This is a genomic window from Clostridium cellulovorans 743B, assembly GCF_000145275.1.
In the GTDB taxonomy this organism is placed as follows: Bacteria; Bacillota; Clostridia; order Clostridiales; family Clostridiaceae; genus Clostridium_K; species Clostridium_K cellulovorans.
In genome coordinates, this window is sequence record NC_014393.1 from 1,738,867 (window position 1) to 1,752,391 (window position 13,525).

Annotated in this window: 10 protein-coding genes; all 10 read left to right on the forward strand. The window is 32.0% G+C overall.

The annotated features are described in order from the left end of the window. Positions 1 to 37 precede the first annotated feature (37 nt). The 10 genes from hemW (at position 38) to CLOCEL_RS07185 (ending at position 13,334) form a co-directional block, all read left to right on the forward strand. Positions 38 to 1,159 carry a radical SAM family heme chaperone HemW gene (gene hemW / locus CLOCEL_RS07140; protein ID WP_010075969.1) on the forward strand — a complete coding sequence of 374 codons (1,122 nt, stop codon included), beginning with the start codon at positions 38 to 40 and terminating at the stop codon, positions 1,157 to 1,159. Between the two features lie 207 nt (positions 1,160 to 1,366). Further along, positions 1,367 to 2,398 carry a heat-inducible transcriptional repressor HrcA gene (gene hrcA, locus CLOCEL_RS07145; protein WP_010075968.1) on the forward strand — a complete coding sequence of 344 codons (1,032 nt, stop codon included), beginning with the start codon at positions 1,367 to 1,369 and terminating at the stop codon, positions 2,396 to 2,398. Next, positions 2,388 to 3,002, forward strand: a complete 615-nt coding sequence (gene grpE, locus CLOCEL_RS07150) for a nucleotide exchange factor GrpE (protein WP_010075967.1) — start codon at positions 2,388 to 2,390, stop codon at positions 3,000 to 3,002. Before hrcA ends, grpE begins: the two co-directional genes overlap by 11 nt. Before the next feature lie 16 nt (positions 3,003 to 3,018). Continuing rightward, a complete protein-coding gene (gene dnaK, locus CLOCEL_RS07155; RefSeq protein WP_010075966.1) occupies positions 3,019 to 4,863 on the forward strand; it encodes a molecular chaperone DnaK in 1,845 nt (614 codons plus the stop codon). A 107-nt stretch (positions 4,864 to 4,970) separates the two neighbouring features. Further along, positions 4,971 to 6,107, forward strand: coding sequence for a molecular chaperone DnaJ (gene dnaJ / locus CLOCEL_RS07160; RefSeq protein WP_010075965.1), 1,137 nt, complete (start codon positions 4,971 to 4,973; stop codon positions 6,105 to 6,107). Between the two features lie 414 nt (positions 6,108 to 6,521). After that, positions 6,522 to 7,478: a 50S ribosomal protein L11 methyltransferase gene (gene prmA / locus CLOCEL_RS07165; RefSeq protein WP_013291668.1), complete on the forward strand. Its 957-nt coding sequence runs from the start codon at positions 6,522 to 6,524 to the stop codon at positions 7,476 to 7,478. Positions 7,479 to 7,594: 116 nt separating this feature from the next. Then, positions 7,595 to 8,341 carry a 16S rRNA (uracil(1498)-N(3))-methyltransferase gene (locus CLOCEL_RS07170; protein WP_010075962.1) on the forward strand — a complete coding sequence of 249 codons (747 nt, stop codon included), beginning with the start codon at positions 7,595 to 7,597 and terminating at the stop codon, positions 8,339 to 8,341. A 331-nt stretch (positions 8,342 to 8,672) separates the two neighbouring features. Further along, positions 8,673 to 11,756 carry a glycoside hydrolase family 9 protein gene (locus tag CLOCEL_RS07175; RefSeq protein WP_010075961.1) on the forward strand — a complete coding sequence of 1,028 codons (3,084 nt, stop codon included), beginning with the start codon at positions 8,673 to 8,675 and terminating at the stop codon, positions 11,754 to 11,756. Between the two features lie 269 nt (positions 11,757 to 12,025). Continuing rightward, the gene (locus CLOCEL_RS07180) at positions 12,026 to 12,379 is read left to right on the forward strand and encodes a PadR family transcriptional regulator (RefSeq protein ID WP_010075960.1); all 354 of its coding nucleotides are present in this window, start codon (positions 12,026 to 12,028) and stop codon (positions 12,377 to 12,379) included. Further along, the gene (locus tag CLOCEL_RS07185) at positions 12,363 to 13,334 is read left to right on the forward strand and encodes a permease prefix domain 1-containing protein (protein WP_010075959.1); all 972 of its coding nucleotides are present in this window, start codon (positions 12,363 to 12,365) and stop codon (positions 13,332 to 13,334) included. The genes CLOCEL_RS07180 and CLOCEL_RS07185 overlap by 17 nt, the downstream gene beginning before the upstream one ends. The last annotated feature ends 191 nt before the right edge of the window (positions 13,335 to 13,525 follow it).

The following is a 13,525-nucleotide window of genomic DNA, read 5'->3' on the forward strand; positions in this document are numbered from 1 at the left end:
ATAAACATAGAGGCTGTTAATTTTAGGAGGTTTTAACTTGAAGTCTTTATATATACATATTCCATTTTGTAAGAATAAATGCTTATATTGTGATTTTAAATCATTTGAAGGAAAAGAAAATCTTATGGAACAATACATAGATAGCTTGATAGTTGAGATGAGTCTTAGGGTTTCAGAGAAGGTACAAAATATTTTTATTGGTGGTGGAACACCTACCTTTCTAAAAGAAGAACATATAAAGAGTCTTGGAGAAGCTATAAAGAAGATTCAAAAGGCTGAGAATTATGAATTTACTGTTGAGGGGAATCCAGGTACTTTTACAAGGGAGAAGCTTCTATTGTTTAAAGACATGGGGGTAAATAGATTGTCTATAGGACTTCAAGCATGGCAAAATAGTCTCTTAAAGGTTTTAGGGAGAATTCACAATAATGACGAGTTTATAGCTAGTTACAAATTGGCTAGAGAAATTGGTTTTAATAATATAAATATCGATTTGATGTTTGGATTACCAAATCAGACAATAGATATGTGGATGGATACCTTAGAAAAAGTAGTAGATCTAAATCCAGAACATTTATCTATATATAGTTTAATCATTGAAGAAGGAACAAGTTTTTATGATTTAAATGAAAAGGGAAAATTACTTGTACCTACTGAAGAAGAAGAAAGAGAAATGTATAACAAGGCTAAAACTTTTTTAGAATCAAAAGGATATAAGCAATATGAAATATCAAATTATTCAAAGTTAGGAAGCGAATGTAAGCATAATTTAGTTTATTGGGAACTTAATGAATATATAGGTTGTGGTTCTGCAGCACATTCTTATATTGATGGCAAACGATATGAAAATCTATCTTGTATAGAAGAGTATATAGATGCAATAAAAGAAAAGGCTGAAGCTGTGAAAGAAGTAATAATAAATAGTGAAGAGGACAATATTGAGGAGTATATTTTCATGGGACTAAGAAAAATACAAGGTATTAGTTTGCAGGATTTTAAAAATAGATTTGGGAAAGATATAAATGAAATATATCCAGAGATTATAAATAGGCATAAATCCGCAGGTCTTCTTATAGTAAATGATGAGAATATAAGGCTCAGCGAGAACGGTATAGAGTTATCAAACATAGTAATGAGCGACTTTATTCTTACTGTTTAGTATGAAATTTAGAACAGAAATGAAAAAAAGAGAAAATGAAAGATTTAACTAGGAATTTGATGGTAGTTTAATATAATAAGAGTTAAATGGTTTTTTTTATAAAAATAGTGTTTTTAGTGATGTTGACAAAAAAATTTGGAGATGTTATTTTAAATACATAGTGATTAGCACTCGATAGAAGTGAGTGCTAATAATGAGGTGATGATTATGGATATGGACGAAAGAAAACTTAGAATTCTCCAGGCTATAATCGACGACTATATAAATACGGGAGAGCCTGTTGGATCAAGAACCTTATCAAAGAAATACAACTTAGGAATAAGTTCAGCTACAATAAGAAATGAAATGTCTGATTTAGAGGAGATGGGGTATTTAATTCAACTACATACATCCTCAGGAAGAATACCATCAGATAAAGCTTATAGGTTGTACGTAGACAAATTAATAGAAGTACCAAAGCTGACCATTGCAGAGGAGAGAGCTATAAAGAAATATATAGTTGATTCTGCTATGTATGAGGTAGATAAGGTTTTAAAATGTACAGCTTCGATTTTATCGAGCTTGACAGGTCTAGCCTCTATTGTCAATACACCTACAACTGAATTAAGTTATATAAAAGCTATAACACTACTTCCAGTAAATAAATCAAATGTTCTGCTTACAATAATAACTGATAGCGGAGTTATTAGACAAAAGGTTTTAAAGACCTTTCATGAGGTTAAAGATGACATCCTTACAGAACTTAATAATCTCATTAATACTTCATTAAAGGGTGCCACCATTGATGATATAACTCATAAGCTTATTTCAGAGCTTAAGGAAGGCTTTAGTGGGCACGAAGATATTTTTATGAGTTTACTTCAGAGTGTTATAGAAAGCCTCCAAGAAGTAGATTTATCTAAAGTATATATTGATGGGGCAGTGAATATTTTAAACTTCCCTGAATACCAAGACATTGCAAAAGCCAAAAGTATGCTAACATTTCTTGAAAATGAAGAAACATTGAAAAATTTATTGAAAATGAATGATAAGTTTTCAATTGTAATCGGTAGTGAAAATAATATTGAAGAAGCTCAAGGTTGCGCTATAATTACAACAACCTATGGAGTCAATGGAAGAACCCTTGGCACAATAGGATTAATAGGACCTACAAGAATGCAGTATTCAAAGGTAATATCTATTTTGAACAATACTGTAGATGAGTTAAATAAGGCGATTACTAAGAATTATGAAGAATAGAGGTGACCTTATGTCAGAAGAAAAAAATATAGATAAAGAAGAATTAAATGATGTAGAAGAAAACTTAGAAGAAGCACAGGTTAATGAGGATTTAGAATTCGAAGGTGTAAAAGAAGAAGCTGACGAAGCATCATCAGAATTTTTACAAAAGAGAATAAAGAAATTAGAAGAGGAAAATAAAAAGCTTTCAAATGAAGTTTCAGCTTATCAAGATAAGTTAACTAGACTTCAAGCAGAATTTCAAAATTATAAAACAAGAACTGCTAAAGAAAAAGAAGGTATCTTTACAGATGCTACTTTAGAAGTTTTAAAAGAAATGCTTCCTGTACTTGATAATTTAGAAAGAGCAGCAACAGTTGATGGAAGTATTGAAGATATAAAAAAGGGTATAGACATGACAGTAAAGCAATTCCAGAATGCTTTAGTAAAATTGAATGTAGAAGAAATTCCAACATCAGAAGGTTTTGACCCAAATCATCATGAAGCTGTTATGCATATACAAGATGATAATTATGGTGAAAATGAAATTACAGAAGTATTCCTCAAGGGTTATAAAAGAGGAGATAAAGTATTAAGACATAGTATGGTGAAAGTTGCTAACTAACAAGGAGGAGAAATAAATGGCAAAGGTAATAGGTATCGATTTAGGAACAACAAATTCATGTGTAGCGGTAATGGAAGGTGGAGAACCAGTAGTTATAGCTAACGCTGAAGGTGCAAGAACAACACCATCAGTAGTATCTTTCCAAAAAGATGGAGAAAGACTTGTAGGTCAAGTTGCAAAAAGACAATCAATAACTAACCCAGATAAGACAATAATTTCAATAAAAAGACATATGGGAACTAACCATTTAACTAAAATAGATGATAAAGAATACACACCACAAGAAATATCAGCTATGATACTTCAAAAGTTAAAAGCAGATGCTGAGAGCTATTTAGGTGAAAAAGTAACTCAAGCTGTAATAACAGTACCAGCTTACTTTAACGATAGCGAAAGACAAGCAACAAAGGATGCAGGAAAAATCGCAGGATTAGAAGTTTTAAGAATAATCAATGAGCCAACAGCAGCATCATTAGCTTATGGTATAGATAAAACTGAAATCAGTCAAAAGATATTTGTTTATGACTTAGGTGGTGGTACATTCGACGTATCTATCCTTGAACTTGGAGATGGTATATTCGAAGTTAAATCAACTAACGGAGATACTCGCCTTGGTGGAGATGACTTTGACCAAAAGATCATAGATCATATAGCTGAAACATTCAAAAACGAATATGGCATTGATTTAAGAAACGATAAGATGGCACTTCAAAGATTAAAAGAAGCTGCAGAAAAAGCTAAGATTGAATTATCATCATCAATGCAAACAAACATCAATCTACCATTCATCACAGCTGATGCTACAGGTCCAAAACATATAGATATGGACTTAACAAGAGCTAAGTTCAACGAATTAACTCACGATTTAGTTCAAAGAACATTAACTCCAATGCAAAAAGCTTTAGACGACGCTAAGATGAATATAAATCAAATAGATAAAGTAATATTAGTTGGTGGTTCAACAAGAATTCCTGCTGTTGTTGAAGCTGTTAAGAACTTCACTGGAAAAGAACCATCAAAGGGTATCAACCCAGACGAAGCTGTTGCAGTAGGTGCGGCAATCCAAGCTGGAGTTTTAACTGGAGATGTTAAAGACGTTGTATTATTAGACGTTACACCATTAACTCTTGGAATAGAAACAATGGGTGGAATAGCTACACCATTAATCGAAAGAAATACAACAATACCAACAAGAAAGAGCCAAACTTTCTCAACTGCAGCAGATAACCAAACTTCAGTTGAAATCAACATTGTTCAAGGTGAAAGACAAATGGCTGCTGATAACAAGAGTCTTGGAAGATTCACTCTAAGCGGTATTGCACCAGCTCCAAGAGGAATTCCTCAAATCGAAGTTACTTTTGATATAGATGCTAACGGTATAGTTAACGTTACTGCAAAAGATAAAGCAACTGGAAAAGAAGCTAATATCACAATAACTGCATCAACTAACTTAAGCGATGATGAAATCGATAAGGCAGTAAAAGAAGCAGAAAGATTTGCAGAAGAAGATAAGAAGAGAAAAGAAGCTATCGAAGTTAAGAACAATGCAGATCAATTAATATACCAAACAGAAAAAGCTTTAACTGATCTTGCAGAAAAGGTTACTGAAGAAGAAAAGACTAAAGTTCAAGACAAGATTGAAGACCTTAAAAAGGTAAAAGATGGAGAAGATTTAGAAGCTATTAAAGCGGCTACAGAAGCATTAACTCAAGAATTCTATGCTTTATCAACTAAATTATATCAACAAGCAGGTGGCGAAGGTCAACCAGGACCAGATATGGGAGACTTTAACCAAGGAGCTCAAGGACAAAAGGATGATAATGTAGTTGACGCAGACTTTAAAGTAGACGATAATAAATAAGATGATTAGATGGGGAGGGGAGTATTCTCTTCCCTATTTTAAGGCATCTGAAATTAATTAAATTCTTTTATGATGTCGAAAGAAACTTTTATAGGTGGTGAAGATACTTGGCTAGTAAGGATTACTATGGTGTTCTCGGTTTAGAAAAGGGAGCAAGTGATGACGAGATAAAGAGTGCCTTTAGAAAAATGGCAGTTAAATATCATCCAGATAGAAATCAGGGAGATAAAGAAGCAGAAGAAAAATTTAAAGAAATAAATGAAGCATATCAAGTACTATCAGACCCAGAGAAAAAGGCTAGATACGATCAATTTGGTTCAGCAGATCCTCAAGATTTTGGAGGCTTTGGTGGCGGCGGTTTCGGCGGGTTTGACGTAAGTGATATTTTTGAAAGCTTTTTTGGTGGTGGATTTGGTGGCGGTTCTTCTAGACGTAGAAATGGTCCAGAAAGAGGCGCTGATATTGAAATTAGCTTAAATCTTACCTTTGAGGAATCAATGTTTGGAGCTGAAAAGGAAGTAAAAGTAGTAAGAAATGAATCTTGCGAAACTTGTAATGGTTCTGGAGCAAAGCCAGGAACATCGCCTGTAACTTGTGATAAGTGTGGTGGAACAGGGCAAATAAGAATTCAAAGGAATACACCACTAGGCGTTATGCAAAGCACAACTACTTGTGATAAATGTGGTGGTAAAGGAAAAACTATCACAGATCCTTGTACAAAATGTCATGGTTCAGGAATAGAAAGAAGACAAAGAACTATAAATGTAAGTGTTCCAGCTGGTGTTGACACTGGTAATGTAATTCCATTAAGAGGTCAAGGACATCATGGAAAAAATGGTGGACCAGCAGGTGATTTATACATTCATCTTAATGTTGCATCTAGCAGAGTTTTTGAAAGAGATGGTTTTGATTTAAGAATTGAAAAGCACATATCCTTTGGGGCAGCAGTATTTGGTGTAGAAGCTACAGTTCCTACTATAGATGGGGATGTAAAATACTCAATACCTTCAGGAACCCAATCTGGTACTGTATTCAGATTAAGGGGGAAGGGTGTTAAAAAGATAAACTCAACTCAAAGAGGAGATCAATATGTAAAAGTAATAGTTGATATCCCTAAAAACTTAAATGAGAAACAAAAAGAAGCTTTAAGAGAATATATGGATGCTTGTGGAGAAGATGTAACTCAAGCAAAAAAATCTAAGGGCGTTTTTAGTAAAATAAAAGATAATTTAAAAGATCTTTAGTAGGAATCACCCCTCTATAAAAGGATATTTATAGAAGGGTGTTTTTTTCAATCCTATAATTTGAATTTTATGTGGATAAATATAGATAACTACAATTGTAACTAAATGAATTCAAAAACAATTCTCAGCTTACAACAAAAAAGCAAGACGATGATTTGACGAATAACTTAAATTTAGGATATGGGTATCTATATAGATACCCATATCCTAAATTATTCAAGAAAGCTTTTAGCTGTATTTCAAAGATTATACAACGATTTTTTTATGAATAACTCAAATTTTAGCTGTGGCTATCTATAAACGGTGAACTTACAGTTCTAAAGTATAGGTTAAAACCTGACAAGGGTTAATACTTGTATTTATTTTTTATTATATGTTAATATTAATAGATAGATTTTATACGGAGGAAAATATATGAATAGCGAATGGATAGAGATTAGTATAGTAACTACTTCAGAGGCTGTAGAGCCTATTCAAGGAGTAATATATACAACAGATGTAAAGGGAGTTTCTGTAATAGATTCAGAGGATTTAGAGTTTAAGAAGAAACACCCAGGAGATTGGGATTATTTTGACGAAAACATTTTAAATATAAGAAAAGGTGCTGTTATAAAGGCTTACTATAATAGTTCTGTAGATCATAAAGAAGTTGAAGAGTACATAAGAAAAGGAATACAGCAAGTAAAAGAATATGGAGTCAACATAGAGCCTGGTACAATAATGGTGAACACTGTAAACGAAGAGGATTGGGCTAATAATTGGAAGAAATATTATAAGTCTACTAAGGTTGGAGCAAGAGTTGTTATTAAACCACAATGGGAAGAATATACACCTAAGGCTCATGAATTAGTTGTAGAATTGGATCCAGGTATGGCTTTTGGTACAGGAACTCACGAAACCACAAGAATGTGTATTCAAGCACTAGAAAGATATGTAGACGAAGGTAAAACAGTTTTTGATATTGGTACAGGATCAGGAATTCTTGCAATAGCGGCAGCAAAGCTTGGGTCAAAAAGTGTAATCGGTGGAGATTTAGATCCAGTAGCTGTTGATTCTGCAAATATGAATATAGGTTTAAATAATCTAGGAAACAATATTAGAATTTTTCATGGTGATCTTATGCAAGGAGTAGCAGGTCGTGCAGATGTAGTAGTTGCGAACATTATTGCTGATGTAATTATGTTTTTGACTCCTCAACTTAGAGATTATATTGTTGATGGAGGATATTTCATATCTTCTGGTATCATAAAAGATAGAAAAGACGAAGTTGTTAAAACTTTAATAAAAAATGGATTTGAACCTATGGAAGTAAATAACCAAGGCGAATGGATTTGTATCGTAGCTAAAAAACACGAAGACTTCCCAAGGTAGTAAAGTTCTTAGCATCTTTGATGCCTAGAAAACCTTATCTAGGGACTTATCGTCCGTCAAGATCAGTATTACCGGTGATAGCCGATAAACCTTTTAAAGTATAGGAGTTAATAAATATGCATAAGTTTTTTGTTGAGCCTTCTGAAATAGCAGAAGGAATAGTAACAATTGAAGGTGAAGATGTAAAGCATATATACAAGGTCTTAAGATTAAAGGTTGGAGATATAGTCAACATAAATGATTGTAATGGTACAGAATATAATGCTAAGCTCACTTCTATTGATAAAAAAGAAGTAAAGGCAGAAATTATTGAAACCCTTGATAGTAATAATGAGAGTCCAATCAAGATAGTTTTGTATCAAGGAATGCCTAAGGCAACAAAGATGGATTATATTGTTCAAAAGGGTACAGAGGTCGGTATAAATGCTTTTATACCTGTTAATACAGAAAGAGTAGTAGTTAATACCAGCGAATTTAAAAAATTAGACAGGTTAAATAGGATTGCTAAAGAAGCTGCAAAACAAAGTAAGAGAACGATAATCCCAAAGGTCCATGAGCCAATTGAATTTGAGGAATTGTTAAAGGAATTAGAAGAGTACAGTCTAATAGTAGTTCCTTATGAAAATGCTGAAAACTTTGGCATAAAGAATTTAGCAAAAGGTGTTAAAAAAGAAGAAGTAGACTCTGTTGCTATAATTATTGGACCAGAAGGTGGTTTTGAGGATTCTGAGATAGAGAGACTTAAGTCTATTAATGCACATATAGTAACCTTAGGACCAAGAATTTTAAGAACAGAAACTGCTGGTGTGGTTTGTGCTTCATTGATTATGTATGAATTAGGTGATATGGGCGGAAGCTTGTAATAGATATATAAAATAATAATTAAACTTAAGGTATTCAAGGTGATTAAGACACTTTGGATACCTTCTTTTTATAGTATATAACTTTCAATATTGAAGTTACAACAATATTCAATATATATATCGAGAAATCAATACAACCTATGAAAAGTCCTTATGAAAAAATTTCAAGGTCTATCTTAAGAAGGTTTGCTTCACTATATTCTACGTCAAATTAACTGTAATTAATATAAATATTTACAATTACTTTCAAAACAAGTAATATTAAAGTGAAAGGTTTTATAATTTTACATAAATTATAAAACTTAAAACATAAAAATGTGGGGGGAAAAAAATGAAAAAAAGATTTTGGTCTATACTTCTGTTAGTTATGGTGTTTATTATTAGTAATCAGCCAATAACTAATGCAGTAGTCAAAGCAGAAACTTCTAGACAGCTTTGTGATTTGCAGATTTTTAAAGATAAGGCTCCAGCCGGTTGGTGTGGAAGTGGAAATGGAGAATTAGAGACACAAAATGATATGTTACCAGTTGACACAGCAGTAATATGCAATGGTTTGCCGTCGCTAAAATTCAACGTTTCAAAACAAATAGATACATGGATGTCAGCTCAATTAGCAATAAGGGATTGGAATGCCCACGACTTAACACAATATCTTCCTAATGGATATATTGAATTCAATATAAAAGGAAATATTGGAGGAGAAGATGTTTTAATTGGTGCAAAGGATATTGTACATGAACGTAATGATGCAAGTGGAAATCCGTTAGAAAATGTTGAGCTATATCAACCAATTTCTAAGTACGCTACTATAACAAAAGAATGGCAACATTTAAAAATACCGATAAAAGATATTATAGACGAAACCAAAGGTTTTGTAACAAAAAGTGCTCAAGCTTTATTAATAGCTAGTGCTACTGGTCAGCCACTTACTGTATGGGTAAATGATTTTAAAATTACATCAACTGATAATGAAAAAGGTTTTGCAAAGATAAAGGTTAATCAAGTAGGATATTTAACCTATGGAGAAAAATGTGCTATTGTATCTGGCTTTGCAGATGAATTAAAAGCTGATACTAATACTGAATTCCAAGTGAAAAATGCTGTAAATAATGCTACAGTTTATACTGGTAAGTTAACTTTAGTAAAAGAGTATGACAGCACTGATTCAGGAGAAAAAGTTTTGCAAGCTGATTTTTCAGCTGTAACAACACCAGGAAGTTATTATGTTACTGTTCCTGCGGAAAACATGGAGAAGTCATTACAATTTAAGATTGGAAACGATGTTTACACTTCTCTTTTAGCAGATTCAGCAAGATATTTCTATTATCAACGTCAAGGGATAGACTTACAAGAAAAATATGCCTTAGCATATCCACGTAAGGAATCGACTCCACAAGATAGCACTGCTATATTTGAATCTAATCCTAACAAAGTTATAGATGTTTCTAAGGGATGGCATGATGCAGGGGATAAAGGAAAGGATCTTTTAAATGGTGCTTTAGCTGTATCTGATATGTTCTGGGCTTATGAAATGTTCCCTTCAACTTTCAAGGATAATCAATTTAATATACCTGAAAGCGGAAATGGAATTGTTGACGTTCTTGATGAAGCAAGATGGGAATTAGAGTGGATACTTAAAATGCAAGATTCAGCAAGTGGTGGTTTTTATGCTCGTGTTAAAAGTGATACATTCCCAGCCGAACAAGTAGTTAATCAAAGAATAATTTGTGATAAAAGTGGTGATATCGGTGATATTAAATCAACAGAGGATACAGCTTGTGCAGCTGCTATATTATCACACGCTTATATAATGTATAAAGATATTGATGCTAAATTTGCAAATCAGTGTTTAGATTCTGCAAAGAAAGCATGGACTTTCTTAGAGAATAATCCAAAAACAATAACATCTCCACCAGGACCATATAATGTGTATGATGACTCTAGCGATAGGCTTTGGGGTGCAGCAACATTATTTAGAGTTACAGGAGATGAAAAATACAATACATACTTTAAGAATAATTATCAAAAATTCAGTGAAAAGTTTGAAAGTAAAGAATCTTATGGTCATAACTGGGGTAATATGTGGACTACAGCTTTCTGGAGTTATTTGAAGGCTGAAAAGAAAGATGCTAATGTTGAAAGTTGGATTAAGATAGAATTCAATGTTTGGCTTAAGAATGTAATGGAACGTTATAATGACAGTGCGTGGAAAAATACAATCGTCAAAACAAATGTAGATGGTGAAAGTAAAGCAGATTATTTCTGGGGCTGTAACTCAGATATTATGCATGTTTCAAATGACGCTGTAATTGGTTCGAAATTATTAGGTACATATGATAACTCAATTGGAGCCTTTGCACGTTCAAGTTTGAACTGGATACTTGGAATGAATCCACAGCGTAAGTCCTATGTTACAGGCTATGGCGAAGATTCTATAAAGACAATCTTTAGCTATTTATATAGCTACGATAATAGAGCTGGCGTACCAGTTGGATATTTAGCTGGAGGACCGAATTATTCCCAAGGAAAAGGAATATCTAAGTTCCCAGGAAAGTGTTATATGGAGTCAGATCATGATTGGGTATCAAATGAAAATTGCCTTAACTGGAATGCTCCACTTGTGTTCGTTTCTGCCTTCGTAAATGATGAGGCATACCAACCTAAGGAGGACGTGAAGAAGCCAGAGGATGAAAAGAAACCAACAAATAATGATAAGCTAATTGTTGAAAAAAATGGAACTTCAGCTATTGTAACAGTGCCTGCAGGGATGATAAATAGAGATGCTTTAACTGTTATTAATCCAGGTCTGTTATCAGATATCACAACTGTTGAAACAAGAGTTCCTACGTCAGCAATAGTAGGTGGACAAGGACAACTGCAGTTTATAACAAGCAACAGCAATGTTACTCTTCCAATAGGAGCGATTGATTTTACTGGTATTGGAGATGGATCATATTTAGCTTTCACTCAGAGCGTTAAAATAAATGATCCAATTCTAGCAGCATTAAGAGGTGCTAAGCAAATTTTTGAGTTTGATGCATCAATTAATGATAAGGATGGAAATAAAGTTAGAGATATTCATAAGTTTAAAGATGGTAAAGAAGCAATGATTTCTTTACAATTAGACGAAAAAGACATTAGTGATCTAGATAAAACAAAGATGGCTGTTTGGTACTATAATCCAATTACTGGTAAGCTTGAAAAACTTGGTGGACATTTTGAAGATCATACTAAGAAGATTGTTTTTTATACATCACATTTCAGTCAATTTGTTGTAGGAGAAGATAGTGAGTTAGATGAAACTCTACCACAAACTGGTTCTATCAATAATATTACTTCATTAGTTGCTTTAGGGTTAGTAATGACCATAGCGGGTATTATGTTAATCTTGAGAAAAAGAGAAAATATGAAGTAGATATAAAAATTCAATATTTATTGTTTAAAAGAGGTATAACAAGCAAATATATTGCAAGTTATACCTCTTGTTACATTTTGTGAATTTTATTTATATTTAAAAAATATAAAAGTATCACATTTGTTATACTAAAGAATGAGTTATAAAACAACATAAAAAATGAAATTATAAATAAGTACTTGAAATTATAAAGTAGTTGATGTTATTATGTAATAGTACTTAATAATATAAACTACTTTATAATATCATTAAGATGGAGGCTATTATTGGTGGAATTTGATAAGGAATCATTAAAAGGATATATCGACACAATTGTTTTATCAGTGCTGCAAAATGAAGATATGTATGGATATGAAATTGCTAAAAGAATAAAGGAAAAATCAAGGAATGGTTTTGTTATTAAAGAAGCTACGTTATATGTATCTTTAAAAAGGCTTGAAAAGAAAGAATACTTAAAAGGTTATTGGAATGATAGTGAAGGCACTAGCGGAGGAAGAAGACGTTATTATAGTATAACAGAATCTGGACGAAGTTTTTTTGAGGAACGGGTAGATGAATGGAAAATATTAAGGGAGCTGTTAAGTAATTTTATGGAGGTAGTACATAGTGGAGAGGATAGATAAATATATTGATAATATTTACAAAGAATTCGATAGAAATGATGATGAAGTAAAAGAATTAAGAGAAGAAATGAAGGCTCATCTTTATGATGAGATTGAAGAACTTAAGAATAGAGGATTTAATGAAGACGAAAGTATAAAGATGGCTATTGAAAACTTTGGAGAAGAAACAAACGTATCTATAGATTTAGCTTATATAATAAATAGACAAAATAAATTTATAAGTATACTTTGGAAGTTAGCTATTATAGTATTTATCGCTTCTGTAGCAAGTTATGGGGTAAGTTTATATAGTGAACATAATGCTATGAAAAAATTTAATAAGGAATATACAGGATCAATAAATGCCATTGTTCAAAGTAAAGTAATTACTAATATAGAAAAGAAAGATAGTATTTCAGAAATAGAGAAATCAGAATTAAACGAGATTATTAATCAATATAATAGTGAACAAAATAATGGATTATATAATTTTATTGTAAAGCATTCAAATGATATAGTTTTTGAGTATAAAAAACAAGAACCTGAAAATAAAAAGTATGGATATAGTGTAAGTTTTGGAGGAGATAATGAATGGAGTGTTGATTTTAAATTAGCAAATGATGCAGCATTATATGAAAAAACAGTTGATGATGTTAAGGATAGCTATATAAGTTCTAGTAATGTACTGCATAATAGACTTAAAAAGCTATCATTACAGTTGGCATTTGTCTCATGGATGATGATAGTGGTATATTTTATACAAAAAACTGTTTTAAGGGGAATATCTATAAAAATATTTGCTATGATTTTATTTTTAGAAACTTTTTTAGTATTTACAGCGTTGACCTTTGATGATCATAAGGACTTTTTACTGTTAATGGTACCAGTATTTACACTAATAGGATACGTATACACAATATATACCAGAAAAAGCATATCAATTTCAATAAAAGATAAAAATCAGTGTCTTAGTTGAGAAATTTAAAATTATAAAATGGTTATCCAAGAAAACTAGCTACAGAAAGTCCATATATGGTACATAAAAATATAGATTCCTAATAGAAGCATATATGTTTCTATTGGGAATCTTCGTAGGAGTTATTAATTTTTTAATAAGCTTGTAGCCTTTTATATGTAGGTATAACAATGAAGCTTATATAAATTTTA